Here is a 26,554-nt window from a genome sequence, read left to right as displayed (position 1 = left end):
CCCAGGCTCGCCCGGAGGCGACAAATTCTGGCGACTCAGGCCACAAGACACGGAGGAACGCATGCTCACCGAGCAGCAGCTCGATGCGATCGCGGCCGAACTCGCCGAGGCCGACCGCACGCACGCGGTGATTCCGCGCATCACCGCGCGGTTCCCGGATGCCACGGTCGCCGACTCGTATGCCATTCAGGGCCGCTGGCGCGATACGCAGATCGCGGCCGGGCGCACGCTCGTCGGGCGCAAGATCGGCCTCACCTCCAAGGCCATGCAGCAGGCGACCGGCATCACCGAGCCGGACTACGGCGTGATGTTCGACGACACGGTGTATCGCTCAGGCGACGAGATTCCGGTGGAGCACTTCTCGAACGTGCGCATCGAGGTGGAGCTCGCGTTCGTGCTCAAGACGCCGCTCGAGGGCCCCGACTGCACGCTCGACGACGCCCTCGCGGCGATCGACTACGCCGTCCCCGCACTCGAGGTGCTGAACTCCCACATCGAGCTGGAGGGCCGCACGATCGTCGACACGATCAGCGACAACGCCGCCTACGGGGCGATGGTCCTCGGCGACGTGCACAAGCGCCCCGACGAGATCGACCTGCGCTGGGTGCCCGGTGTGCTCTCGCGCAACGGCGAAATCGAAGAGACGGGTGTCGCCGCCGGCGTGCTCGGTCACCCCGCCACGGGAGTCGCCTGGCTCGCGAACAAATTCGCGCAGCACGGCGCGCGCCTCGAGGCGGGAGAGATCATCCTGGCCGGCTCCTTCACCCGGCCGATGTGGGTGTCGCGGGGCGATAGCGTGCTGTGCGACTACGGACCGATGGGAAAGATCGCATGCCACTTCGTCTGAGCCCGACCTTCCGCGAGCGCTTGGCCGCATCACCCCGTCCGCTCGCGGGCATCTGGGTGTGTTCGGGCAGCCCCCTGGTGGCGGAGATCGTCGCGGGTTCCGGGACCGACTGGGTGCTCGTCGACATGGAGCACTCCCCCAACGGACTCACCTCCGTTCTCACGCAGCTGCAGGCGATCGCCGCCTACCCGGCGACGCCGGTGGTGCGCGTGCCCATCGGCGACGCGGTGACCCTGAAGCAGGTGCTCGACCTCGGCGCTCAGAACATCCTCGTGCCGATGGTGTCGTCGGCCGCCCAGGCCCGCGACCTCGTTTCCGCGGTGCGCTACCCGCCGCGGGGCGTCCGGGGTGTGGGGTCGGCGCTCGCCCGGTCGGCGCGATGGAACCGCGTCGACGACTACCTCGCCCGGGCCGACGATCACGTGTCGCTCTTCGTCCAGGTCGAGACGCTCGACGGTGTGGACGCCGCGGGTGAGATCGCCGCGGTGGACGGCATCGACGGTGTCTTCGTCGGTCCGAGCGACCTGGCGGCATCCCTGGGTCTTCTCGGTCAGCAGACCCACCCCGACGTCGTGTCCGCCGCGCTCCACGCGTTCGAGGCCGTGCGCGCGGCCGGAAAGCCGGTGGGCGTGAACGCCTTCGACCCCGCCGCGGCACAGGCGTACCTGGATGCCGGGGCCTCCTTCGTTCTCGTCGGCGCCGACGTCGCGCTCCTCGCCCGCGGCTCGGAGGCCCTCGCGGCTCGCTGGTCGTCGGGCGGCGACGACCCCGAACGCGCCAGCTACTGATCCGCGCCGGCCGGCCGGTGCCGGATCAGCGGATCACCAGTTCTCGGGCCGCGAGCTCGGCGAGCACGCCGTCGGCCCATTCACGCGCGACCTCGGCGGCATCCAGCGGCCCGCCGGCGTCATGGCGCCCGTACTCGCCGACCCGCGTCGCGCCGCACGCGGCGAGCGCCTCGTCGATCATCTCGCTGCCGCGCGAGTACGTCTTGGTGTAGCTGCGGTCACCCAGACCGAACACCGCATACCGGATGCCAACGAGCTCCGGCCGCTCCGACAGCAGCCGCTCGCGCAGCCCGCGGACGTTGGTGGGGAGTTCGCCGTCACCGTACGTCGAGCAGACGACCAGGTGCAGGCGCTCGGGGTCGAGGTCGGCGGGCTCTAGGTCGCCCAGATCGATGACCCTCGTGTCGGCGCGGTCGCCGAGGTGGCGTGCGAGATCCTCGGCGACGAGTTCGGCGTTGCCCGATTCGGTGCCGAAGAGGATCGTGACGGGTCCACACCCTTCTCCCCCACCCACGTCGGCACGGGACGCGTCGGCGGCCGGGAGCAGGATCGACAGGTCGGTCGCGGCCGCGCGCAGGTCGTCGAGCGTGCGCAGCTTCGCCCGGACGCGGCCGGGCGCGGCGCTGAGCGTCTCGCGCACGTCGATCCGTCGCCACCCGTCGAAGTCGACGCGAACGGGCAGATCGAGGGCGTCGATGCCCTCCGCTCCCCCGGTGATCGCACCCGAGGCGAGATCGTCGGCGAGCGCGCGGGCGAGGGCGCGCGAGTCGGAGCGCTGGTCGGGGATCGTGCCGCGCGGCCCCCGCCGCAGCCAGCCCGCCACATACAGGCCGGGCTCGATCCGCCCGTCGGGGTGCGCGCCGGGCTCGACGAGCGTTGCGGCGTCCGCGCCGAAGCCGACGGCGGTGACCACGGCATCGGCGTCGAGGCGCACCTCGCCGGAGACGCCGCGGAAGACCACCGTCTCCGCCGTTGCCGTGCCCTCGATCGCTTCCGGGGTCAGACCGAACCACCAGTGCACCTGCACCCGCGCGTTCCCGTCGGCCGCGGCCTCCAGCGCGCGGACGGCGTCGACGCGCGCATCCTTGCCCTCGGGGACGGCAGCCAGGTCGGCCCCGTGCACCGTGTGCCCGACGCCCCCGAGACCGGCGAGCTCACGCACCATCACGGGATCGAACTTCGCGTTCTGGGGCGCGGAGCGTCCGACGACGTGCACGACGCGAACATCCCCGGCCAGACGCTCGTGAACAGCGTCGTCGATGTCGCTGCCGTCGAGATCCGCGCTCGTCCGCGAGATCAGCCGGACGACATCGAGAGCGACGTTGCCCTGACCGATCACGACCACCCGCCGGCCGAGCGACACCTCGTCACCGTGGTGATCGGGATGACCGTTGAGCACCCGGGTCAGCGTTCCGGCGCCCACGACTCCCGGGAGATCGGCGCCGGGCACGGCCAGACGTGCATCCGTCGAGAGCCCCGAGGCGAGCACCACGGCGTCGAATGCCGAACGCATCTCGGCGAGCGAGACGTGCTCGCCGATCGTGACACCGCCGTGGAACCGCACGCCCTCGTCGGTGAAGAGGCGGTCGAACTGCCGCGCCACCGACTTCGTGCCCTGATGGTCGGCGGCCACCCCGTAACGCACGAGACCGTACGGCACGGGCAGGCGGTCGAACACGTCGATCTCGGCCCCGGGGAAGGAACGGCGCACGGCTTGCGCCGTGAAGCAGCCGGCTGGGCCCGACCCGACGATCGCGACGCGGGGAGCGGTCGCCGCGGGGCGGACGGGCGAGGTCTCAGGGGCGTGGACGGCGGCCGTCGCCGTGTCCCAGGTGACCGGGAGCTCGAGCATCCCGCGGAACACCCAACCGCCGATCACGGCGGGACGCTCTGGATGCAGGTCGAGGCCCCGAAGGCGCTCGAACAGCCGCGGCAGGCCCACCGTGGCCACCTCGGCCTTGGCGACCCACGCGCCCAGGCACACGTGCACACCCTTGCTGAAGGCGAGGTGAGGCTTGACCTCTCGGCGGATGTCGAACTCCGCGGCATCCGGCCAGATGTTCTCGTCGCGGTTGGCCGAGAGGATGCAGATGCCGAGCTTCGCCCCGGCGGGGAGCTGCACCCCGGCCAGAACGGTGTCGGTGGTGACCTGGCGCGAGTACAGGCCGATGGGCGCGATCCAGCGGATGGCCTCGTCGAAGACCGCCGGCCACAGGGAGGGATCGGCCTCGACCGCGCGGCGCTGATCCGGGTGCTCGAGCAGCGCCCACGCGGCGACGCCGAGGGCATCGCGAGGCTCGTTGAGCCCGCCGCCGATCGTCATCTTCACGTTCGCCCGGATCTTCTCGTTCGGCATCTCGTAGTCGGGGATGCGCAGCAGCGTCGAGATGAGCGAGTGGTCGGGGTTCTTCGCGTGCCACGCGGGCATCTCGTCGAGGGCCGCGTCGACCTCGTCGAACGACCGCTTGCCCTTCGCCCACACCTCGGGATCATCGGCGTAGTTTCCGGTCGCGTCGATGAGCGTCTGCGACCAGCGCTGCAGGTCCTCCTGGTGCACGTTGTGAAAGCCGAGGATCTCGCGCAGATTCTCCGCGGCGTAGGGGGCCGCGAAGTCCCAGATGATGTCGGCGCCCGGGCCCTTGGCGATCATCTCGTCGAGGTACCGTTCGGCGTTCCGCTCGAACACGCTCGTCCACGTGCGCTTGACCACGCCCGGGCGCAGCACCGGCTGCCAGGCCTTGCGCTCCGGGTAGTGCTCGGGATCGTCCCGGCGCAACATCGAGTGCCCCATCGCACGGATCTGCAGCGACCCCTCCTCGTTCGCCGAGAACGTCTCCTGGTCGAACTCGGTCGTGTGTACGGCGTCGTAGCTCGTGATGAGGTAGCGCCCCACGCTCGGCACCCAGTGCACGCCGCCCTCGGCGCGCAGCCGATCGTAGATGGGGAAGGGGTCGCGGTAGAGGTCGGGGATCGTCACCCAGTCGGCGATGGGGGCGGGTCGGCTCACGGTGCACTTCCTCGTGTCGGTGTTCGGCGGCGAACAGTTCGAGTATCGTTCGAGCCATACACCGGCAAAAGCGGCTTTTTCCGGTCTACATCCTCGATTTCTCCGATGTAAAGGCTCCCGATGCTCGCCGTCCCCGACTTCACGCTGCGCCAGCTCGGCTACCTCACCGCCGTCGCCGACGCCGGCACGATCGCCGCCGCGGCCGCGGAGCTTCGCGTCTCCCCGTCCACCCTCTCCGATGCCCTCGCCGACCTCGATCGGCTGGTCGGCGCACCGCTCACGGTGCGCCGACGCGCGCACGGGGTGTCGCTCACCAGCGCCGGCGTCCACGTGGTCGAGCGCGCGCGGCCGCTGCTGGCGGCATCCCGCGAACTCATGATCGGTCTGCGCGGTGAGCCCGGAGAGCTCGTCGGACCCATCACGATCGGCTGCTACCCCACCCTCGCCCCCACCGTCCTGCCCCCGCTCCTGCACGACTTCGGCGAGGACCACCCCCGGGTCGACCTGCACATCCGCGAGGCGACGCACGACCAGCTCGAGGGGCGGATCGAATCAGGCGAGGTCGATGTCGCGTTCGTCTACGACACCCTCGTTCCGGGGCACCCCCGCCGCGAGCGCCTCTTCGCCCTCCCCGCCCACGTGCTGCTCGCCGCCGACGACCCGCTCGCGCAGGCCGAGACTGTGCGCCTCGAAGACGTCGCCCCGCGCGACCTCATCCTGCTCGACGCCCCTCCGTCCTCCGCGCACACGCTCTCCCTGTTCGAGGCACGCGGACTCACCCCGCGCATTCGTCATCGCACCGCCAGCTACGAGGCGGTGCGCACGCTCGTCGGGAGGGGGCTGGGCTACGGCATCCTCGTGCAGCGTCCCGCGAATCCGGCGAGTTACGAGGGCTACCCTGTCGCCATGAAGGAGATCTCGCCGCCCGTGGACCCCGTCGGCATCGACGTGATCTGGTCGGCCACGATCGATCCCCCCGATCGCGTGCGGACCCTCATCTCGTTCGCCCGCTCGATCAGCTGGACGTCGGCGTGAGTGCGCTGGTGTGGGCCGTGAAGCGCTCGCTCCTGGGATACGTGCGCGGCATGAGCGACGGCACCGTGGCAACGGCCGGGGGCGCGCACGAGGGGGACTCCGGCTTCGTCTTCCCCGGCGACGGGCGCGTCTTCTCCGGCAGCGTGACCTTGATCGGGCACGGCGGAATGATGCGCGTCGTCCTGGCCGACCCGGCACTCGTGCCCCGCGGAGACACCTGGACGCTGGAGATCGCCGACCCCGACGACGGCGCGGCGCGACTCCCCTTCGCCACGGTCGCCGGGTTCGACGGCTCGACCGGCACGGGGGTCGCGCTCACCGCCGACGGCGCCGACCTGTTCTTCGGCCCCTACGAGGCGGGCACGCCGTTGGAGGACTTCACGATCCGCGCGTGAGCGCGAACGGGGGCCAGATCACTCCGAGCGATCCAGGATGCCACGCACCCGCGCCCGCGCGTCGGTGAAGTCGTACGAGCCGACGAGCGCCGAGGCCATGCGCACCGGGTCGCCGAAGAAGAAGTACTCGTACAACGACTGCCGGCCCGCGAACCCCGACACGGCGGCGTCGGCCGCGAGACGGAACAGCGCCGTGCGCTCGCGCGCGCCGAGCGTCGCCGACTGCAGGTACTGCTCGAGGTCGCCATGGGCGTCGACGGGGAAGTCGGCGGCGCTCGGGGTCGCCATGAGTCCCGAGGCCCCCAGGGTGCGGATGATCTCCGTCAGCCGAGGCGAGACGTGGGTGGGGTACCAGTTGCGCGCCGCATTCAACGTCGCCCACCGCGGCAGGAAGACCCCGAACTCGTTCGCCTCACCATCGACCTCGGCGGCACGGAGCATAGCCCGCTCGATCTCGACGTAGGTGATGAGCTCCGCCAGCTGCTGCTGGATGTGCGGGAACCCCTGGATGCCGATCGCTTCCGCCATCGACGAGGCGAGGCCCAGGAAGAACTCGGTCTTGACCAGCGTGCGCGTCACGACCTGGTGGGTCATGAGAGCGCCCGCGCCGGTCTCGGTGTACAGCGCGTTGCACAGATCGGGGCGACCCAGCACGAACACGCGCTCGGCGGGGACGAACACGTCGTCGAAGACGGCGACGGCATCCATCTCATCGAACCGCGAGGCCAGGGGCTCGTCGAAGCCGGGACCGCCGCGGTGCAGCGGCGTGCGGCAGTGGAGCCGCAGGCCGGGGGCGTCGGTGGGGATCGCGAAGGCGAAGCTGTACGCGGCATCCTCGGGGGCGTTGCGCAGCACGGTCGAGGGGAGCACGAGAAGTTCGTCGGCGACCGGCGCCGAGGTCGCGAGCATGCGGGCGCCGCGCACGACGATCCCGTCGGCGCGCTCCTCGACCACGCGCGCCGCGAGCGCCCCGTCACCCTGGCGGACGGCGGGCACGGCCCGGTTGGCCTGCGGCGGCAGCAGCGTGTGCGAGAGCACGAGGTCTTCGGTGCGCACGAGCTCGGCGTACGCCGAGACGCGCTCGGCGTACGCGTCCCCGGCCCGGGCGAAGAACGCGGACGACCCCGCGAAGGCGGCGAGCGCCGACGACAGGTAGTCGCCCGTGCGCCCGAGGAATCCCGCGCTCTCCCCCGCCCACACCTGCATCCCCCGGCGCCGGCGGGCCAGGTCGTCGGCGGAGCGCGGCACGAGGTGCGCGATCGGCTCGGCCTCGCCGGTGTCGCCCGCGAACGTGACCTCCTCGCGGTGGGCCGGGTCGTGCGACAGATCCGCGAGATGGGCGTAGGCGCGCGCGACCGGCGCGAACGCCGGATGCTCGGCAACCCGCGACGTGACCACCTCGCCGTCGACGTGGATCTCGGGATGCCGCGAGTTCAGGCGAGCGAGGTAATCGGAACCGGGGCGTGCGGGCATGGGGGAACCTTTCGAACGGCGAAACCGGGACGCGGGAAGGGGGACGCGGCCGGATCAGAACAGCAGCTCGTGGCCCCGAGGGGCCTCGTGCACGGTCGTGAACTGGCCGTTGACGAAGCCCAGGGCGTCGCCGGCGCGGTAGCCGAAATCGGCGACCTTCCCGACGAAGAGCGTGTGGTCGCCGCCGTCGTACTCCGCCCACGGCTCGCATTCGAACCAGCTGAGCACACCCGCGAGCCGCGGAGCCCGGTGCCCGTCCTCCCACACCGGCTCGACCTGAGGGCGACCCGCGAAGGTGAGCGCCAGCCCCTGCTGCTCGGCGCCGAGGATGTTGATCGTAAAGGGGGTGTCGTGCAGCATCTCGTGCGTGCGCACCGTGCGCTGGATCGAGACGAGCACCAGCGGCGGGTCCATCGACACCGACGTGAAGGAGTTGACGGTGATGCCGTGCCGAAGCGGGTCGCCCGCGGCATCCATCGTGTCGAAGGTGACCACGGCCACACCCGTCGCGAACCGACCGAGCCCACCGCGGAAGAAGTGCGCGGTCGGGCGGAACAGTGTCGACTCGGGCGGAAACGTCCCGAGGGAACTCATCATCATGGGCGGGGTCCTCTCTGACCGGCTGGGTCCATGGTGCGCCGCATGGGGCGTCATCGTCTGGTGAATGCGCGTGCGGGGCTTGGCCCTCAGCGCCGCGATCAACGCCGCCGCCGGGCGCGCGATGCCCGGGGCGACGTACGCTGTGGGTGTCCGAGCCAATGGAGGCTCGCTCGATCACATCGATGTGAGGTGAGTGGCGATGCAATCCCCGACGCCGTCCACGGTCGCTCCCGGCCTGATCCGCGAGCACGCCCTGGGCAAAGAACAGTGGCAGGCGATCGCCTCGCGCTCGTTCGTCCCTCTGACGGTGGATTCCCCCCGGGGTACCCCGTTCAGCGCCCATATGGAGGGGCGGGTCAACGACGGCATCCTGTTCTCCACCGTCCGCGCCAGCGGGCACTCGGTGACCCGTTCGCAGGACCTCGTCGACGCGTCCGCGGAGTCGTACGTCAAACTGACGCTGCAGCTCAGCGGCACCGGCGTCCTGACACAGGACGATCGGACGGCGCTGCTCTCTCCCGGCGACATCGTCCTCTACGACACCAGCCGCCCGTACACCCTCGCCTTCGCCGACGACCTCGCGGCCGTGGTCGTGATGTTCCCGCACCGCATGATCAACATCGACGCGACGATCCTGCGCGGCCTCACGGCGGTGCGGATCCCCGGCGACCAGGGGTTCGCTCGCGCAGTCGGGCACTTTCTCGCGGGTCTGGCCAGCGCACTGCCGACGCTCGACGAGGCCACGGGCGTGCAGGTGACGCACAACACGATGGACCTGATCGCCACGATGGTCGGGCAGGAGTTGCGCGACGCCCCGTGGTCGGACCCCCACGCGGAGTTGATGTTCCGCATCGACACGTTCATCAACGCGCACCTGCACGAACCCGACCTGGGCCCGGAGCGGATCGCCGCGGCCGCGTACATCTCGACGCGCCACCTGCACACGCTGTTCCAGCGACGGGGGACGACGGTGTCGCACTGGGTGCGCGACCGCCGGCTCGATCACGTGCGCCGCGATCTCCGCGACCCGCGCCACGCCCGCCACGGGGTGGCCGCGGTGGCGGCGGCGTGGGGTTTCAGCGACCCGTCGCACTTCAGCAAATTGTTCCGGGCCCAGGTGGGCGTCTCACCGAGCGAATATCGGGGAGCCGCGGTCGGCTGAGCCGCTGCGACACGCGCGCCGAGAGGCGGCCGCCTCCGCGGGCGCCGTGCGGCGCGAACAGCGACGCGCCGGGGCGGGAGCTCTCGTCCCGGCCCCGGCGCGCGCACTCACACTCGGACGAGCTGCTCCGCGGCGAACGTCATCACGACCGCGCCGTTGGTGGCGTAGTTCGGCACATCGGCCTGGACCGCCTCCCCCTCGGGGGAGGCGAGAGCGTTCCCGAGGTCGTCCGCGGAGTCGAAGGTGGCCTCGAACACCGCGAAGTACGGCGCCGGAGCAGGCCCCGGGTCGACCGACAGCGTGAAGGAGATCTCGCGCACGCCCGGGAGCTTCTCGCACAGCGGCAGGTGCACCGCACGGTAGTGCTCCTCGAAAGCGACCCGGTCGACCGGCTCGGGGTACAGCACGAGCAGCTTATGCATGGGCGGGCTCCTCACTCGCGTCACGGGCCGCCGTCCGGGCGATCGCCGCGGCGGCCGTCTCGGGCGATCCGACGACGTCGTCCCACTGGGCGATCGGGTCGTTGAAGTTCTGGGTGAACTCGTCCGCCAGGGTCGGCGACTGGCTCATCGCCCCGAGGAGGTCGATCAGGTGCGGCGCCGGGGGCACCTGCACCATGAGGTTCGTCCAGTCGCTGACCTTCTCGACGCGTTCACGGCGGCGCTCGGCCGCGCGGCGCCCGAGGTCGGCACCGAATCCCCGGTCTTCGAGGATCTCCTGACCGACGGTGTAGCCCGAGTAGGAGGCCGAGTTCCCGCCCTGCCCGATGACGGGGTCGAGCACGGAGTGCACGTCGCCGGCCGCGATGACCACCGTGCCGTTGTCGAGCACACGGTAGTCGTTGCGCAGCACCGGACGCACGGCCCCCTGGAGCAGATCCTGCGGCCGCGCGAGCGCGAACGTCGATTCGTCGATCCGCGCGGCGATCGTCGGGTGGTACTGCCGCACCTTCTCGAGGACGAGGCGACGGAACGCCTCGGGGTCGTCGTCGTAGCGCGCGTCGGCGAGCACCTCGGTGTCTCCGCCGATGACGTTCTCGAACAGCAGCGCGTGGGTGTGCCCGGCGAAGCTGTAGAGCGGGATGTCGAGAAGTTCGCCGTGGCCGGGCGCGATGCTGAGCGTGACGCTCTTGGTGTCCTCGTTCGAGACACCGTGCCACAGCCCCACCATCAGCCGGCGCTGGGGGCCGGCGTACGGGGTCTTGGCCTCGTTGATGCCGAAGAAGTCGCCGAGCGACTTCTTGCCCGAAGCCACCACGAGGGCGTCGTGCTTCTCGCTGAGCGCCGCGAGATCCTCCGCTTCGACGGAACGGATCTCGATCCGGCCTCCGCGATCCTCGAAATCGCCCATGAGCGTCGGCTGATAGATCCGGTAGTCCACCGCCCGTGAGGGGCTTTCGAAGTTGCCGCGGAAGAACAGTTCGGCGCCACCCACCCAGTGGTGGTGGCAAAAGTAGCCGAACTCCTCGACCGGCCAGTGGTCGACACCCAGCTCGCGCTCGCGCTCGATCGTGACCGCGTGGTGGGCGACGCTGTTGGGCAGCCGCCCCTCGGCCACCTGGTCGGCGGTGCGGTCGGTGTAAATGGTGACGGGGATGTCGTGCTGCCGCAGCAGAAGGCCCAGATGCAGGCCCGCCGTTCCGGCGCCGACGACGCCGATGTTCGTCATGTGTCCTCCTGTGGATGCTCTCTCACGGAGCGCCTCTCTGCGCGCCGCGTGTCCCCGACGGTAGGTCCTCGGGCACGGATGCAAAATCCTCCCGCCCCACCGTCACACCCACGCACCAGACACCGGCGTCGTGGGACCAGCCGCGCACGTCGCGGCGGAGGGCGGGAGCGGGAGAGCTACCGACAACGACGAACGGCCGGGGCACCCGAGGGTGCGTCCCGGCCGTTCGCGTCAGGCGGTGGCGTTGGATCAGTCGTCGTCGCCGTCTTCGTCTTCCTCGTCGTCGTCGTCGTCGCTGACGATCTCGATGTCCTCGACCTCGAGCTCGGGGGTGAGCTGCACGTGCACGAGCGAATCCGGGAACGACGTGGCTCCGGCGAAGACCACGATGACCGCGTCCGCGAAGACACCGACACCCACGGCCTCGAGGTCGGTGCGCAGGTCGATCTCGGCATCCAGCTCGTCGTCCTCGAGGGCGTCCTCGATGTCGGAGACGACCTCGTCGACGATCGCTCGCCAGCGGTCCTCGCTGACGGACAGGATCTCGGAGAGGGATGCCATGATCGCGTCGATGTCGGGAGCGTCGGCGTCGTCGATCTCGGGGTCGAGGTCGACCTCCACCTCGACGCCGGCGGCATCCAGCTGGGCGACTCCGACGACGGTGTCGTCATCGATCGTCGGCTCGTCGAGCAGACCGCTCTCGGTGACGCGGCGGAGAAGGTCGTTCAGCACGGAAGCAGTCATGAGACGACGATGCCACGTCATGGCACCTCCGCGCACCCCTTGTCAGCGATGTGGGAGGTGTTCAACCGACCGTCACCCCTCGTTTCTGTCGCGGAAAACGACGAAGCGGGGGCACCGTTCCCGGTACCCCCGCTCTGTGTCGATCAGGACGACATGTCGATCACGGGGAGGTCGTGCACTCCTCGATCAGCGCGTAGGCGACCCGTGCCGTCCCGTTCGACCAGCCCACGGCACTCGCGACGTTCCCGAGTTCGTTGCGCTGCGCGTCTGCGAGCACCTTCCCGTTGTAGTAGAGCTTGCCGTTCGGCACGTGGAAGTAGCCGGCACCCACCGGAATCGCCGAGGGGTCGGTTCCCGTGTAATCGATGTTGGTCGGAGCCGCGCCCAATACCGCGAACGCGTCACCGGTGTCCGTGAAGTAGTCGGCATAATGCCCCTGCCCGGAGACGAAATAGCCGATGGCACGCTCCACGCTGTCGGTTACGAATCCCGCTTGGTAATAGAGGTTGTTGTTGTTCAAGAAGTACTCGGCGCCGATCGGCTTGGATCCGAGAGGCGTCGTCCCTTGCGTGAATGTCGTCACGGGCGGGTTGACGTTCACTTCTCGGCGACGTGCGCGGTTCAAATCATCGCGCCAGTTGACGGCGGGATTTCCCCACGTCCATGCGTGAGCACTCAGAACTCCAGTCGCCACGACGCCGTCCTTGTACCAAATCTCACCCTCACCCGCGTCGAACCAGTAGCCCGAGCCGATCGGCGACGTTCCGGCAGCCTGCGAGGAGTATACGTAGATCGTCTTGTCGATGCCCTTGGCCTGCATGCGCTTAGGGGATGGCGTGGCGGGCACCCGGTAGTCGGCGAAGCGGTCTCCACCCCAGGCCCACCCGACTACATCACTGGCATTCGAGTCCACCAGCTGTCCCTGGAAAGTGAGGACGCCGTCGGCGGTGACAAAGTAGTCCGCGCCCCGCGGCTCAGAACCCACCGGCGTGCCGCGATTCGGCGTCCAGTTGACCAGGTCGCCACTCGAGACAGCGGAGGTATCGAGGGCACTAGCGGTAGTGCCGTCATTGTTCGACCGTTGAACGCGGAACGACCCGAGGTCTTCGGTCCGATAGTCGCATAATGGTCGTCCACCACCGTCGCCCCAGGCGAAGCCGGACACGACGCTCGTCGCCAGAACGTTGCCCCCGTCGTCTTTGAGCGCGTTGCCCTGGAACAGCAACTGGCTACCGGCGAGCTGGTAACCGTAACCGAACAACGTCGCCCCCGGAGGGACGGAACCGTAGGCAAGACTCGTCGTTGTGGCCCCGCCATCGATCCGCACGACGCCGGCACTCGATCGAACATCTGCGTAGAAGTGTCCGCCAGCGGACTGGGACCAGCCGACCGCATCCGTCACGCCGCCCATGACAGAGGTCCCGGCAAACCAGAGTGTGGAGGCGGATAGTGCGTACTTGGAGCCAATCAACGTGGCACCGAGGGGCGTGCTTCCTGCCACCCACGTCACCGCGTTGCCCGTGTCGATCGCCGTGATGCGACGCGGTTGCCCGCTCGCGGGCCGGTAGGTGACGTAGAAGCCCTCCGAGTTGTTCCACGTGTCGAGAGACGTGGGGTTGCTGGCCACCGTTGCGAGAGCGGTCGACGTGTAGGGGTTCGCGAACAACAGGTCCTTCGCACCGGTCAAGAAGTACCCCGAGCCCAGGAGCTTCGCCTCCTGGGGTACTCCACCACCCGGGTAGGTCTGGCCCGAGGGCGCGTTACCGTTGTCAATCCTGCGGACAACCATGCTGCCGTCACGGTAGTCGACGCACGCGGTCGTGCGAGTGGCGTCGAACCACCCTGCAGCCTCAGACACACCGGTGGCAACGATCTGCTCGTTGTAGTAGAGGTCGCCCGAGGGTGTGAGGAAGTAGTAAATACCGACGGGAACGGCATCGACGGGCGCGGGGTTCTGCGCGCTTTGCCAATACTGGTATTGAACGCCACCCTCGATCAACCGGTAATACTTACCATCCGGCGTACGGATATCCGCGTGCATGTAAGACTGATCGGACCATGGAACGATCTTGTCGAACTTGACAGGCGTGCCGTCGCCGAACTTCAGCGCTTGGTCGTACCAGTACAGGCTGCCGTCCTTTGTCAAGAAGTAGCCTCGCGACAGAGCCGTCGCGTACGCCGCCCCCGAGAACGTCCCGTCGAGCGGCCTGTACTCACGGGCTCGGTGCGCGACGGCATCACCCGTGACGTAGTCACAGTATTGCCACCCCCAACCTCGAAAGTAGAAACCCGACGCAGACGACACCCCCGTCGACACGAGGCGACCCTGCCAGTAGAGTTCCCCGCCGGGAGTGAGGAAGTAATCGGCACCCACGCTCGCCGCGTTGCTCGGCATTGGTGAGTGGGTCTCGATGATCGCTCCCTCCTGGGCCCGAGCGATTACCCCGGATTCCAGTTCGAAGTCGGCATAGAGATAGCCATTCACATATGGCTTCACCGAAACGACCTTCGTCGCAACGACGTCTTCCCAGTGCCACAGCACTTTGCCCACCAGGAAGTAGCCAGCTCCGTGGGCTGTACCGCCAGCCGGAACTTTTCCGTATGTTGCCTCTTCCGTCGTCTCGTAGCGTGCACGTTTCGTCGTTCCGCGCGCCGTTGTGTAATCGCAATAGTCGCCGTTACCCGGCCAGTGCCATCCCGCAGCACTCGTCACCCCGGTCACCAGGAGCTTCCCCTTGTAGTAAAGCTCCTGATTCTCGGAATCGTAATAGTAGGACGCACCGATGGACAGTGCATTCTCGGGAAGCGGCGACCACTGAGAGTTGATGAAATTATCGTAGAGGCGAATGGATGCTCCCGAGGTGGTACGGACGTCGGCGATATGCTGATATCCCGCATGCCACGCAACCACGTTGTCGACATTGGAGATTGCAAATCTCCCATACCAGTACACAAGACCGTCCTCGGTGATGAAGTAACCGCAGCCCAACGATCGGGCACCCGCAGGCGTACCCGTGTAGACCCGATTGCGCAGGTCGTTCTTTTCCCAGACCCGCAGCGCCTCGCCAGACTCGGTCATGTAGTCCGCGTACAGAGCGCCTTCGTAGTACCACCCGGCCGCGGACGTGACCTGTGTCACCACGAAGTCCGACCGGAAGAACAGGTCGCCGTCGTCGGAAAGGAAGTAGTCGGCGCCGATCGGTCGGGCACTTTCCGGCAACGGAGAATAGGTCGTGTCGACGTTGTAGGTGGTGGTCCGGATGAGGACACCTGAGGTCAACTCGATATCTGCGTGATGGGTTCCGTCGGCCCACGTCACGACCGACTTCACATTGCCCGTAACGCGTTGTGCATAGTGATAGAGGACACCGTCGTCCGTGAGGAAGTATGCCTGACCGATCGGGCGCGCATCCAGCGGCAGTGGGTCGTAGAGCACATTCGTGTTGGCCCACATCGCACGGCGCACGGTGTTGTCAGCGAGACGGTAGTCGACGTACTGCTCTCCCCCGTTGTAGTTCCACCCGGCGGCAGCCACGACGCCGCTCGCGACCCGGTTGTTCTCCCACCACAGTTCGTCGTTCGGCGCCAGGAAGTAGTTGGCGCCGACGTTGACCGATCCCGGCGGAGTCAGCGGCCACAGAGGATTCGCCGGTGTCGCTTGGATCGCCTGGGCGGCCGAGCTGTTGGCCGCGACACGCACCGTCGCCGCGGCATTCAACGTGCCAGCGGTCGCGGTGATCGCCAGCGTGCCCGGGGTGTTCGCGACCGTGATGTCGGGAACGGCGAACACGCCCTGCGCGTCCGTCGCGCCGCTGATGTTGCTCTGACCGCTCGCGAAGGTCAGCCCGGTCGGGAGCGAGACGGTCACGACCGTCGCCCGAGTGGGGTTGCCACCCGTGCTGACCGACACCGTGACGCCCTTGAGCGTGCCGCATCCCACCGTCGTGTACGACGTCTTGTCGAACGCGAGTACCAGACCCGACGCGGCGTGGGCGGGCGCGGCGGCCGCGAGAGCAACAGCCGGAACGGTCCACGCCGCACCGGCGAGGACCGTACGGCGGCCGACCGACTTGGGAGGGGGCTGCTCCCCCTCGATACGGGCTCCCCGTTCGGGCACGTCAATCGTCACAATGTCTCCCCTAATCGAACGGGCCGCCCGGTGCGGCCCCGAGATACGAATGAAGGCATCGGGTGTGCCTCGGGGACGAGGTAACAGGCTGTGGGGAAACAGACCAGACGCGGGATGCACGTCTCAAGGCCGGGTGACTGCTTTAAAGGCCGGAAACCTCAGCCATTCACGGGGAGGTGCCGCGCGAGACCGCCCGGCCGATCACCCGAACAGTCACCCGCATATCGCGGTCGTATGGCCGCCTGGGGAGGAGGGTGGCGGAGCTCGCGTGCGCCCGGGAGGTCAGCTCGTGTGAGCGGCCGCGCGCTCTGCAGCTTCGACGACATTCGTCATGAGCAGCGCCACGGTCATCGGCCCCACTCCGCCGGGGTTGGGTGAGAGGAACCCGGCGACCTCGGCCACGTCGGGGTGCACGTCGCCGAAGACGCGGCTCTTGCCGGTCTCGGGGTCGATCGCGCGCGTGACGCCGACGTCGAGCACCGCGGCGCCCGGCTTGACGTCCTCGGCGCGGACGATGTGCTTCACGCCAGCCGCAGCGACGATCACGTCGGCCTCACGCAAGTGTTTCGCCAGGTCGACAGTGCCGGTGTGCGTGAGGGTGACGGTCGCGTTGATCTCGCGGCGCGTGAGGAGGAGCCCGATGGACCGGCCGATCGTGACGCCGCGGCCGACCACCACGACCTCCTTGCCCGTCAGGTCGTAGCCGTTACGCAGGAGGAGCTCGATGACACCGCGCGGCGTGCAGGGGAGGGGCGTCGTGATGGGGGCGTTGACGTTGAGCACGAGCCGACCGAGGTTCGTGGGGTGGAGGCCATCGGCATCCTTCGCCGGATCGATCCGCTCGAGGATCGCGTCGGTGTCGATGTGCTTCGGCAGCGGCAGCTGCACGATGTAGCCGTGGCACGACGGGTCGGCGTTGAGCCGGTCGATGACGGCCTCGACCTCCTCCTGCGTCGAGTCGGCGGGCAACTCCACCTGAATGGAATTCATGCCGATCGCCTCGGACTGCGTGTGCTTCATACCCACGTAGAGCTGCGACGCAGGGTCGGCGCCGACGAGCACGGTCGCGATCCCGGGCACGATCCCCCGCTCGCGCAGAGCGGCGACCCGCTCGGCGAGCTCTTCTTTGATCGCCGCCGCAGCGGCCTTGCCGTCGAGTCTCGTCGCCGTCATGGCATCCCTCGTTCGTGGTGTGTGGCTGTGACGCGTCGATAAACGCGATCTGAGGTGAGAAACGCGTCGGCGGAGCGTTTCCCCGCGCGGATCGCGTTTATCGCGGATGGATGCCAGCCGGCAACGGCCGCACCCGGATGCCGGGGCGAACCGCCGCACGCGTGCGAGGCCCGCCCCGGCCGGGGGCTACTGCTGCAGGCCGGGGTACAGCGGGAACGCCTCGGCGAGCGTTGCCACGCGGGCGCGGAGCGCGTCGAGGTCGGCGCCGGGCTGGAGGGCCAGGGCGATGATGTCGGCGACCTCGGTGAACTCGGCGTCGCCGAAGCCGCGCGTCGCGAGTGCCGGGGTGCCGATGCGCAGGCCCGACGTGACCATCGGCGGACGCGGGTCGTTGGGAACAGCGTTGCGGTTGACCGTGATGTGGATCTCGTGCAGCAGGTCTTCGGCCTGCTTGCCGTCGATCTCGGCATCCCGCAGGTCGACGAGCACGAGGTGCACGTCCGTGCCGCCCGAGCGGACGGCGATGCCGGCGCTCTTCACGTCGTCCTGCGTGAGGCGGTCGGCGATGATCGAGGCGCCGCGGAGGGTGCGCTCCTGGCGCTCCGTGAACTCGGGCGTCATCGCGAGCTTGAACGCCGTCGCCTTGGCCGCGATCACGTGCATGAGCGGGCCGCCCTGCTGACCCGGGAAGACCGCTGTGTTGATCTTCTTGGCCAGGTCGGCGTCGTTGGTGAGGATGAGGCCCGAACGGGGGCCGCCGATCGTCTTGTGCACGGTGGTCGAGACGACGTGGGCGTGCGGGATCGGCGACGGGTGCACGCCCGCGGCGACGAGGCCGGCGAAGTGCGCCATATCGACCCACAGGTACGCGCCCACCTCGTCGGCGATCGCACGGAACGCGGCGAAGTCGAGCTGGCGCGGGTAGGCCGACCATCCGGCGATGATGACCTTCGGCTTGTGCTCGAGGGCGAGACGGCGCACCTCGTCCATGTCGATGAGCGAGGTCTCGGGGTCGACGCCGTACGCGACGATGTCGTACAGGCGGCCCGAGAAGTTGATCTTCATGCCGTGGGTCAGGTGACCGCCCTGGTCGAGCGAGAGACCGAGCAGCGTGTCACCGGGACGGGCGATCGCGTGCAGCACGGCGGCGTTCGCGGTCGCACCCGAGTGCGGCTGCACGTTGGCGAACTCGGAACCGAAAAGGGCCTTCGCGCGCTCGATCGCGAGCGACTCGGCGACGTCGACCTCTTCGCAGCCGCCGTAGTAGCGCCGACCGGGGTAGCCCTCGGCGTACTTGTTCGTCAGCACCGAGCCCTGCGACTGCAGCACCGAGACGGGAACGAAGTTCTCCGACGCGATCATCTCGAGGTACCCGCGCTGACGGTCGAGCTCGCGCTCGAGCACCTGGGCGATCTCGGGGTCGACTTCCGAGAGGGGGGCGTTGAAGTACGGATCGGTCATGCGATCTCCTTGACGATGGCTTCGGATGCCGCAGGCTCGGCGAGTCCGCGGAGATACCGGATCGACCCAGGCGTGCGGTCGAATACCGTCAAGCGGTCGCTCCCCGGTGGTGGCCCACCTCAACGCCAGTCGCGACGACGTTCACATTACCGGGTTCGCGGGCGATGTGCCCGGGCGTGTTGCTCGCCCGTGAACCATCCCGGCTGTCGCCCCGCCGCCCGCGCGTAAAATGGCGGCGTGACCGATACTCCCCACGTCCGCGCGCAGGCGCCGCTGGCCCCCGGCATGCGCCCGCGCCCCTCGGCGATCGAGATCGGCAGCGTCCTGTGCGGTCTCGCCGCGTTCTTCACCCTCGCGCTCTGGGGCTTCACGGCCTGGCCCCTCCCCTGGAACATCGTCGCCGGGATCGGCGCTCCCGCCCTCGCGATCCTCGTATGGGCGCTGTTCGTCTCACCCCGCGCGGTGCTCGCGGTGCACCCCTTCGTGCGCGCCATCGTCGAGCTCTTCGTGTACGCCGCCGCGACCATCGCCTGGTGGACCATGGGGCAGGCCTGGATCGGTCTGGCCTTCGCCATCGTCGCGGTCACTTTCGGCGCGTTGAACGGTCGGCGGCGCCTGGCGTGACGCTCGACGTCGTCGCGCTGCTCCGGGCCGAGCTCGGCGACCGCGTCGACGTCTCCCCCGCCGCGCTCCAGAACGCGAGGGCCGACAAGTCGGGCCACGCGGCCGACAGCCGGCCTCTCGCCGTCGTCCACGCGCGCTCGGTCGCCGATGTGCAGTCCGTTCTGCGGATCGCGACGGCCACCCGCACCCCGGTGGTCCCCCGCGGCGCGGGCACGGGACTGGCGGGAGGCGCGAACACCGGGGGTGGAGAGATCTCCCTGTCGCTGCGCGAGATGGACCGGGTGCTCGAGGTACGGCCCGACGACCTCCTGGCGGTGGTCGAGCCCGGCATCCTGAACGCCGACCTCAACGCGCAGCTCGAACCGCACGGGGTGTGGTGGGCACCCGACCCCGCCAGCCGCGCGATCTCGACGGTCGGCGGCAACATCGCCACCGGTGCGGGCGGCCTGCTGTGCGCGAAGTACGGGGTCGTCCGCGACGCCGTCCTCGGCGTCGACCTGGTGCTGGCCGACGGCCGCCTTCTTCATCTCGGCCATCGCAGCGTGAAGGGCGTCACGGGCCTCGATCTCACGTCGCTCGTCATCGGCTCCGAGGGGATCCTCGGCGTCGTCGTCGGGGCGACCCTCAAACTGCGCCGCCTCATCGCCGGCGACCGCGTGACCCTCACGGCCCTCTTCCCCGATGTGCGCAGCGCCGCGGTCGCTTCTGCCGCGGTCACGGCATCCGGAATCCAGCCCGCGATCATGGAGCTGATGGATGCCACGAGCCTCGCGGCCGTGCACCGGCTGCTGTCGCTCCCCGTACCGCCGGCGGGTGCCGCGCAGCTCACCGTGCAGACCGACGGCCCCGTGGCCATCGAGGAGGCGCGCGCAATCGCGGCGGTGCTCGAGGCGAGCGGTGGACGCGTGTCCGTCGCCGCCGACGAGGCGGAGGGTGAGGCGCTCCTCGCCATCCGCCGAGCGCTGCACCCCGCGATGGAGACGCTCGGTACGACCCTCATCGAGGACGTCTCCGTTCCCCGCAGCGCCCTCCCCGCCATGTTCGATGAGATCGCCCGCATCGAACGGGAGTTCGGCCTCGTCATCCCCACCGTCGCGCACGCCGGCGATGGCAATCTGCACCCCAACTTCGTGTTCGAGGGGGCCGACGTGCCCCCCGTGGTCTGGGATGCCGCCGGAGCACTGTTTCAGGCCGCCCTCGGCCTCGGCGGAACGCTGACCGGCGAGCACGGCATCGGCGTCCTCAAACGTCGGTGGCTGGCGGACGAACTCGGCGACGACCAGTGGCGCCTGCAGCGCGAGATCGCGCGGGTGTTCGACCCGCTCGGCATCCTGAATCCGGGCAAGGTTTTCGCCGGCCCCACCCCACCGGGGCGGGCGTAACCAGAACGTGACAATCCTCACGGCCCCCATGGAGTCTGCCCCCGTACCCTGGAAAGACTGATCATTCTGGGGGTTTTCTCATGACCGACGGCGCGAACAGCACCGACGGCGTCACCTACGCCTGGGCTAAGCCCGAGCCCACGAAGCGCAAGAACCGCTCGGGCCTGTGGATCGGCATTCCGGCCGCGGCGACAGCCGTCGCCCTCATCGCCGCCTCGCTCGTACTGATCGCGCCCGGCGCGTCGGTCGCGGGAGTGCAGATCGGCGGCCTGACCGCGGGCGCCGCCGCACAGGCGATCTCCGACCGACTGGCCACGACCGAGGTCACCGTCGAGAGCCCCGCCGGAGAGGTGACGGTCACCGGCGCCGACCTGGGCGCCACCGTTGACGCCACCGCGATCGCCGACAAGGCGTTCGCCGAGAACCCCATGTGGAAGCCGGCGTCGTGGTTCCCCGCCGGCACCGGTGTCGCGATCGACATCGACCCGACCGAAGCCGCCGCGGTGCTGCGCGAGCGCGCCCCGGGCACCTATCAGGCGCCGGTCGACGCGACCGTCGCCTTCGACACGGGCTCGCAGTCCTACGTCACGACCCCCGCCGAGGCCGGAGAGGGCATCGACATCGCGGCGGTCACCACCGCCCTGCAGACCGCGTTCGACGCGGGCACGGTCGCAACGACGACGCAGGCCGACCTCGTCTCCGTCGAGGCCCCCGTCACGACCGAAGAAGCCGACGCGGCGGCCGCCACGCTCAATGGCATCCTCGACTCCGCCGGGTTCTACGTCGGGGACGAGCGCACCGTGCCGGTCGACCGCGGGGTCGTGGCATCCTGGCTCACCGTGACCTCCGACGGTCACGGCGGCTTCGCGATCACGGCCGACGAGGCCGCCATCCAGACGGCTGTCGACGGGCTTGCGGGCACCGTCGATCGCAGCGCCGTGAACGCAGACGTGATCGTCGACAGCGGTGGCGAGGTCATCCACGCCCGCGTCGAGGGGCAGACCGGGCGCGCACTCGGCGACACCTCCGGCATGGCCGCCGCCTTCGCCGCTCAGCTGGCCGAGGGTAACGCGAAGTACGCGCTGAACGTCACCGAGACGCCGTTCGAAACCACCAAGACCGAGCGTCGCATCGACGTCAACCTGAGCGCGCAGACCGTCACCCTGTACGAGAACGGCCAGGTCTACCGCAACTGGTCGATGTCGTCGGGAAAGAGCGGGTGGGACACCCACACGGGCAACTTCCGCATCGGCTGGAAGACCCCTATGCAAGACATGGGGTGCGTCCCCGGCTATGACTGGTGCACGAAAGACGTCCCCTGGGTCGCCTACTTCAACGGCGACGAGGGCTTCCACGGCACCTACTGGCACAACAACTTCGGCACCCCGATGAGCCACGGCTGCATCAACCTCACGGTCTCCAACGCCAAGGAACTGTACGACTGGGCCTACCGCGGCACCGAGGTGTCGGTCTACTACTGAGCCCGCACCCGCGGACAGGGGCCGGACGCCATGGCATCCGGCCCCTTCTTTCTGCGCGCGTGCCGCGCAGGCACCTGGCGCATAACTCCTGCGGCGTGCGGCCACCGCCCCGCGCCGCTGGCGCGACCACCGGGTTTCGCCGGAGTTGTGCCGCAGCTGCTGACGTCGGCGGGGCGGAGGAGACGCGCTGCGCCCCCTGCACAACTCCTGCATGGCGTACCGCCGCGACGCCCGGGCCGCGGCCAGCCACTCTTCCGCCGGACTTGTGCCCGGGCCCGGCAGCCGCGCGGCGCCGCGCGGGAGACTCTGCGTGCGGCGGCGGCGCGACGCGCACCGGCGCGCACAACTCCTGCAATCTGTTTCATTGCGGCCCCAGCCCCCGCCGGCGGCACGGCCTCGCCGGAGTTATGCGGGCGTCACGAGGGCAACCAGCGCCGGCGCCGATACCGCCGGAGTTATGCGGGCGTCACGAGGGCAACCAGCGCCGGCGCCGCCGATACTGCCGGAGATGTGCGGGCGCAGCGGATACGGAAGAGGGGCGGATGCCATGTGGCATCCGCCCCTCTCGGGTCGGGCTGATCAGCGCAGGGCGTCGATGATCGCGTTCAGCGTCGCGGACGGACGCATGACCTTCTCGACGAGCGCGGCGTCGGGGCGGTAGTAGCCGCCGATCTCGACCGCGTGGCCTTGGACGGCGTTGAGCTCGGCAACGATCGTCTCTTCGTTGCTCGCGAGCGACTCGGCCACCGGCGCGAAGGCGGCGGCCAGGTCGGCATCCGCCGTCTGTGTCGCCAGCTCCTGCGCCCAGTACAGGGCGAGGTAGAAGTGGCTGCCGCGGTTGTCGATCATGCCCAGGGAACGGCCGGGCGACTTGTCGTTCTCGAGGAACGTTCCGGTCGCGGCATCCAGGGTGTCGGCGAGCACCTGCGCGCGAGCGTTGCCAGTGAAGCCGGCGTAGTGCTCGAGCGAGGCGGCGAGGGCGAAGAACTCACCGAGGGAATCCCAGCGCAGGTAGTCCTCTTCGAGGAGCTGCTGCACGTGCTTGGGGGCAGAACCGCCCGCGCCCGTCTCGAACAGGCCACCACCGGCGAGGAGGGGGACGATCGACAGCATCTTGGCGCTCGTGCCAACCTCGAGGATCGGGAACAGGTCGGTGAGGTAGTCGCGCAGCACGTTGCCCGTCACCGAGATGGTGTCGAGACCGTGACGCAGACGAGCCAGCGTGTAGCGGGTGGCCTCGGCCGGGGGCAGGATGAGGATCTCGAGGCCCTGCGTGTCGATCGTGGCGAGCGCCTGGTAGACCTTCGCGATGATCTGGGCGTCGTGCGCGCGGTTGACGTCGAGCCAGAACACGGCGGGCACGTTCGTGGCGCGGGCGCGGCGCACGGCGAGTCCGACCCAGTCGACGATCGCGACGTACTTCGTCTGCGTCGCGCGCCAGATGTCCCCCGCCTGCACATCGTGCTCGATGACGACGTTGCCGTCGCCGTCGACGATCTCGACGCGACCGGCCGCGGCGATCTCGAACGTCTTGTCGTGGCTGCCGTACTCCTCGGCCGCCTGCGCCATGAGTCCGACGTTGGGGACGGTACCGATCGTCGCGGGGTTCAACGGTCCGTTCGCGATGACGTCGTCGATCACGGCCTGGTAGACCCCGGCGTACGAGGAGTCGGGGATGACCGCGAGGGTGTCGCCCTCTCCCCCGTCGGCGCCCCAGAGCTTGCCGCCGTTGCGCACGAGCGCCGGCATCGAGGCATCCACGATCACGTCGGACGGGACGTGCAGGTTCGTGATGCCCTTGTCGGAGTTGACGTACGACAGGCGCGCGGCCTCGTCGACGGCCTTCTCGAACGCGGCGGCGATCTCGTCGCCCCCGTCGATCGACGACAGGCCCGACAGGATGCCGCCGAGACCGTTGTTGGGGTTGAGTCCCGCCGCGGCGAGCGCGTCGCCGTACTGGGCGAAGACGTCGGCGAAGTACGCCTTGACCACGTGGCCGAAGATGATCGGGTCGCTGACCTTCATCATCGTGGCTTTGAGGTGGACCGAGTACAGCACGTCGTCGGCCTTGGCCTGCGCGACCGTCTCGGCGAGGAACGCGTCGAGTGCGGATGCCGAGAGGAACGTGGCGTCAATGATCTCGCGCGGGAGGACCTTCAGGCTGTCTTTGAGGACCGTGACCGTGCCGTCTTCGGCGGTGTGGCGAATCGTGAGCACGTCGTCGTGCGCGGCGACCCACGACTTCTCGTTGCTCTTGAAGTCGTCGTGCCCCATGGTCGCAACGCGGGTCTTCGACCCCTCGGCGAACGGCTTGTTGCGGTGCGGGTGCTTCTTGGCGTAGTTCTTCACCGCGAGCGGGGCGCGGCGGTCGCTGTTGCCCTCGCGCAGCACCGGGTTGACCGCGGAGCCCTTGATGCGGTCGTAGCGCGCCCGCACGTCTTTGTCTTCGACGCTGGAGGCGTCGTCGGGGTAGTCAGGGATGTCGTAGCCCTGCGACTGCAGCTCGGCGATCGCGGCCTTGAGCTGCGGAATGGATGCCGAGATGTTCGGCAGCTTGATGATGTTGGCCTCGGGGAGCGTGGCCAGGCCGCCGAGCTCGGCGAGGGCGTCGCCCACATGCTGCTCGGGGGTGAGGCGCTGCGGGAAGGCCGCGAGGATGCGGCCCGCGAGCGAGATGTCGCGGGTCTCGACGTCGACGCCCGCCTGGGTCGTGACGGCCTGCACGATGGGCAGGAACGACGCGGTCGCAAGCGCCGGCGCCTCGTCGGTGTACGTGTAGATGATGGTGGAATCGGGCACGTCGAATCTCTCCGTAGAGGCGGCCAGGGTTGCTCCTCAGCCTATCGCACCGGCGCAAAGTCTCTCGATGTCGAGATAGTTCGGCGCTGTGCTGAACGTCCGGCGGCCCCGATAAACGCGATCCGCGCAGAGAAACGCGCTGGCACCGCGTTTCTCTGCGCCGACGCCGTTTATCGGATGGTCGGGGGTGGGACGGCATCCGGAAGCTTGCGCGGATCGGCGGGGCGGATAGCCTGGGCGCATGGCCGACCTTCGTCTCGTCGAACTCTCCGCCACCACGATCGTGGCGGTGAACACGCTCTCCCTGAAGCCCGGACAGGAGCAGTTCCTCGCTCCCTTGAGCTACGGAATCGCCGCAACGGTGATGAATCCGCAGACGTCGTGGCAGCGCGTGGTGCTCGACGGCGACGAGGTCGTGGGCTTCGTGAGCGCCAACTTCGACCCCGAGGCGCACGAGGAGCACTTCCGCTCCGTGCTGTGGCGCATCAACGTCGACGCCGACGAGCAGGGACGCGGCGTGGGTCGGTGGGCCCTGGGCGCACTGCTCGACGAGGCACGCACCCGCGGCATGGACCACGTCGACGTCATCTACGAGCCCGGCGTGGGCGGCCCCGAGGCGTTCTTCCTCCGCGCGGGCTTCGAGCCCGTCGGCGAGACGGAGTACGGCGAGACCATCGCGCGCGTCCGCGTCTGAGCGGGCTCGTCTGAGCGGGCGACTCCGCGCGGTGCGGGGGTGAAAGAGCGCGCTCCGAACCACGGCTCGTCGCTACCGTGACGAGGTGTCCTCCCCGCGTCTCGTGATCCCCTTCGGCATCGCCGTCTCCGCCTACGGCATCGCACAGCTGGGCGGCGCCCCGGAGTGGTGGAATGTGGCGACGACCGTCGTGATGGCCCTCTGCGGATCCATCCTGGTCACGCAGGGCGTCGCCGCCGCCCGGAGAAGGCGTCGCGGGGACGCCCCCGACGCCTTCTGACACCCGGACGGATGCCGAGCCTCGGCGACGCAGTAGGGCACAGGGTCAACGCAGGTCGCGGCGCAGAAACGATCCCGCTCCCGCCGCGACGACACCGGTGATCCACGCGCACGCGAGTGGCATGGCGAGGTCCGGCGGCGGCCCCGTGTCGATGGCGATGCCGAGAACAGCGGTATCGAAGCCGCTGGCCCGCAGCAGCGCCGGCAACGGCCACCATGCGCAGAGCGCCGGCCAGGCGGGAGCGATCAGCATCGCGGCGCTGAGGGAGATCGGTGCGATGAACAGGGACGGCAGGTGCGCCTGCACCAGCAGCCCCACCCCGAGCCCCCAGAGGGATGCCGCTGCGCCCACGAGCACGACCGCTCCCACGTGCCGACCCTCGAGACCGCTCAGCCCGAACACGGGGAGGAGCGCGAGGCGTCCGCCCAGCATGGCTGCCGCCCCGACGATCCCACCCCCCAGTGCCGTGAAAGGGAGGCGGCCGACGAGCGCCCACTCCCGCGGGTGCAGCGTCGCGCGCTGCGCCACCACTCCGGTGCGACGGTCGATGGTGTAGCGGAACGACCCGTAGATTGCGGCCATCACCGCGGCGTAAACCCCGATCACCGTCGACAACGGTTGCGCGAAAATCGCCTTCGCCGACTCCGGTGCGGCTGCGGCATCCGCCGGGATACCGGCCGAGATCGACGCGGATAGCAGCGCGGCCGCGACCGCCACACCGACCAGGGGCAGGTCTCCCGCGAAGCTGAGCGCCTGAGCGACCAGAGCGCGGCCCAGCCGGACGGGGAACCCCGGGGTCCGGCCGGTCATGG

General features: G+C 69.3%; 21 protein-coding genes and 1 riboswitch. Of the genes, 10 read left to right on the top strand and 11 right to left on the bottom strand.

Features of this window, described 5'->3' with window-relative positions; all coding sequences use genetic code 11:
- Positions 1 to 61: 61 nt before the first annotated feature.
- Positions 62 to 847, top strand: coding sequence for a 2-keto-4-pentenoate hydratase (locus ACU6WY_RS03255; protein WP_483821032.1), 786 nt, complete (start codon positions 62 to 64; stop codon positions 845 to 847).
- Positions 832 to 1,635 carry an HpcH/HpaI aldolase family protein gene (locus ACU6WY_RS03250; protein WP_483821031.1) on the top strand — a complete coding sequence of 268 codons (804 nt, stop codon included), beginning with the start codon at positions 832 to 834 and terminating at the stop codon, positions 1,633 to 1,635. Before ACU6WY_RS03255 ends, ACU6WY_RS03250 begins: the two co-directional genes overlap by 16 nt.
- Positions 1,636 to 1,660: 25 nt before the next feature.
- Here the strand turns inward: ACU6WY_RS03250 and ACU6WY_RS03245 are convergent, their stop codons facing one another.
- Positions 1,661 to 4,642 carry a cytochrome P450 gene (locus tag ACU6WY_RS03245; protein ID WP_483821030.1) on the bottom strand — a complete coding sequence of 994 codons (2,982 nt, stop codon included), beginning with the start codon at positions 4,640 to 4,642 and terminating at the stop codon, positions 1,661 to 1,663.
- A gap of 120 nt (positions 4,643 to 4,762) precedes the next feature.
- Between ACU6WY_RS03245 and ACU6WY_RS03240 the strand changes: the two genes are divergently transcribed.
- Positions 4,763 to 5,677 carry a LysR substrate-binding domain-containing protein gene (locus tag ACU6WY_RS03240; RefSeq protein ID WP_483821029.1) on the top strand — a complete coding sequence of 305 codons (915 nt, stop codon included), beginning with the start codon at positions 4,763 to 4,765 and terminating at the stop codon, positions 5,675 to 5,677.
- Positions 5,674 to 6,072, top strand: a complete 399-nt coding sequence (locus ACU6WY_RS03235; RefSeq protein ID WP_483821028.1) for an HtaA domain-containing protein — start codon at positions 5,674 to 5,676, stop codon at positions 6,070 to 6,072. The genes ACU6WY_RS03240 and ACU6WY_RS03235 overlap by 4 nt, the downstream gene beginning before the upstream one ends.
- An 18-nt stretch (positions 6,073 to 6,090) precedes the next feature.
- Here ACU6WY_RS03235 and hpaB read toward each other — a convergent pair whose 3' ends face one another.
- Together hpaB and ACU6WY_RS03225 are read right to left on the bottom strand one after the other, a co-directional pair.
- Entirely contained in the window at positions 6,091 to 7,545 is a 1,455-nt protein-coding gene (gene hpaB / locus ACU6WY_RS03230) for a 4-hydroxyphenylacetate 3-monooxygenase, oxygenase component (protein WP_483821027.1), read from the bottom strand.
- 54 nt (positions 7,546 to 7,599) lie between these two features.
- Positions 7,600 to 8,145: a flavin reductase family protein gene (locus ACU6WY_RS03225; protein ID WP_230007642.1), complete on the bottom strand. Its 546-nt coding sequence runs from the start codon at positions 8,143 to 8,145 to the stop codon at positions 7,600 to 7,602.
- A 199-nt stretch (positions 8,146 to 8,344) separates the two neighbouring features.
- On the opposite strand from ACU6WY_RS03225, the gene ACU6WY_RS03220 reads away from it, so the two are divergent.
- Positions 8,345 to 9,307, top strand: a complete 963-nt coding sequence (locus ACU6WY_RS03220) for an AraC-like ligand-binding domain-containing protein (protein ID WP_483821026.1) — start codon at positions 8,345 to 8,347, stop codon at positions 9,305 to 9,307.
- A 107-nt stretch (positions 9,308 to 9,414) separates the two neighbouring features.
- Here the strand turns inward: ACU6WY_RS03220 and ACU6WY_RS03215 are convergent, their stop codons facing one another.
- The 6 genes from ACU6WY_RS03215 to glyA all read right to left on the bottom strand — a co-directional run bounded on the left by ACU6WY_RS03215 (position 9,415) and on the right by glyA (position 18,482).
- Positions 9,415 to 9,729, bottom strand: coding sequence for an EthD family reductase (locus ACU6WY_RS03215; RefSeq protein ID WP_483821025.1), 315 nt, complete (start codon positions 9,727 to 9,729; stop codon positions 9,415 to 9,417).
- Positions 9,722 to 10,975, bottom strand: coding sequence for a styrene monooxygenase/indole monooxygenase family protein (locus ACU6WY_RS03210; protein ID WP_483821024.1), 1,254 nt, complete (start codon positions 10,973 to 10,975; stop codon positions 9,722 to 9,724). Before ACU6WY_RS03210 ends, ACU6WY_RS03215 begins: the two co-directional genes overlap by 8 nt.
- A 249-nt stretch (positions 10,976 to 11,224) precedes the next feature.
- The gene (locus ACU6WY_RS03205) at positions 11,225 to 11,719 is read right to left on the bottom strand and encodes a cytochrome C5 (protein WP_483821023.1); all 495 of its coding nucleotides are present in this window, start codon (positions 11,717 to 11,719) and stop codon (positions 11,225 to 11,227) included.
- Positions 11,720 to 11,879: 160 nt separating this feature from the next.
- Complete coding sequence (locus ACU6WY_RS03200) at positions 11,880 to 15,848, bottom strand: hypothetical protein (RefSeq protein ID WP_483821022.1); 3,969 nt, start codon at positions 15,846 to 15,848, stop codon at positions 11,880 to 11,882.
- Between the two features lie 282 nt (positions 15,849 to 16,130).
- Positions 16,131 to 17,021 carry a bifunctional methylenetetrahydrofolate dehydrogenase/methenyltetrahydrofolate cyclohydrolase gene (locus ACU6WY_RS03195; protein WP_483821021.1) on the bottom strand — a complete coding sequence of 297 codons (891 nt, stop codon included), beginning with the start codon at positions 17,019 to 17,021 and terminating at the stop codon, positions 16,131 to 16,133.
- A gap of 186 nt (positions 17,022 to 17,207) precedes the next feature.
- A complete protein-coding gene (gene glyA / locus ACU6WY_RS03190) occupies positions 17,208 to 18,482 on the bottom strand; it encodes a serine hydroxymethyltransferase (protein ID WP_483821020.1) in 1,275 nt (424 codons plus the stop codon).
- A gap of 57 nt (positions 18,483 to 18,539) precedes the next feature.
- Positions 18,540 to 18,625: riboswitch (ZMP/ZTP riboswitch) on the bottom strand.
- Between the two features lie 94 nt (positions 18,626 to 18,719).
- Here glyA and ACU6WY_RS03185 point away from each other — a divergent pair.
- The 3 genes from ACU6WY_RS03185 to ACU6WY_RS03175 all read left to right on the top strand — a co-directional run bounded on the left by ACU6WY_RS03185 (position 18,720) and on the right by ACU6WY_RS03175 (position 21,969).
- The gene (locus tag ACU6WY_RS03185; RefSeq protein ID WP_483821019.1) at positions 18,720 to 19,106 is read left to right on the top strand and encodes a YrdB family protein; all 387 of its coding nucleotides are present in this window, start codon (positions 18,720 to 18,722) and stop codon (positions 19,104 to 19,106) included.
- The gene (locus ACU6WY_RS03180) at positions 19,103 to 20,488 is read left to right on the top strand and encodes an FAD-binding oxidoreductase (RefSeq protein WP_483821018.1); all 1,386 of its coding nucleotides are present in this window, start codon (positions 19,103 to 19,105) and stop codon (positions 20,486 to 20,488) included. Before ACU6WY_RS03185 ends, ACU6WY_RS03180 begins: the two co-directional genes overlap by 4 nt.
- Positions 20,489 to 20,568: 80 nt before the next feature.
- Positions 20,569 to 21,969: a L,D-transpeptidase family protein gene (locus tag ACU6WY_RS03175; protein WP_483821017.1), complete on the top strand. Its 1,401-nt coding sequence runs from the start codon at positions 20,569 to 20,571 to the stop codon at positions 21,967 to 21,969.
- A gap of 579 nt (positions 21,970 to 22,548) precedes the next feature.
- Here the strand turns inward: ACU6WY_RS03175 and ACU6WY_RS03170 are convergent.
- A complete protein-coding gene (locus ACU6WY_RS03170) occupies positions 22,549 to 24,768 on the bottom strand; it encodes an NADP-dependent isocitrate dehydrogenase (protein WP_483821016.1) in 2,220 nt (739 codons plus the stop codon).
- Positions 24,769 to 25,009: 241 nt separating this feature from the next.
- On the opposite strand from ACU6WY_RS03170, the gene ACU6WY_RS03165 reads away from it, so the two are divergent.
- Positions 25,010 to 25,462, top strand: coding sequence for a GNAT family N-acetyltransferase (locus ACU6WY_RS03165; RefSeq protein ID WP_483821015.1), 453 nt, complete (start codon positions 25,010 to 25,012; stop codon positions 25,460 to 25,462).
- 85 nt (positions 25,463 to 25,547) lie between these two features.
- Positions 25,548 to 25,742 carry a hypothetical protein gene (locus ACU6WY_RS03160; protein ID WP_483821014.1) on the top strand — a complete coding sequence of 65 codons (195 nt, stop codon included), beginning with the start codon at positions 25,548 to 25,550 and terminating at the stop codon, positions 25,740 to 25,742.
- Between the two features lie 45 nt (positions 25,743 to 25,787).
- On the opposite strand, the gene ACU6WY_RS03155 is transcribed toward ACU6WY_RS03160, so the two are convergent.
- Positions 25,788 to 26,552 (bottom strand): hypothetical protein, encoded by a 765-nt coding sequence (locus ACU6WY_RS03155; protein WP_483821013.1) that lies wholly within the window; start codon positions 26,550 to 26,552, stop codon positions 25,788 to 25,790.
- Positions 26,553 to 26,554 lie beyond the last annotated feature (2 nt).

It is taken from the genome of Microbacterium sp. ZW3a (assembly GCF_057167165.1).
The sequence above is the reverse complement of the archived record's forward strand: the minus strand, read 5'-3'. Positions and strand labels throughout refer to the sequence as shown.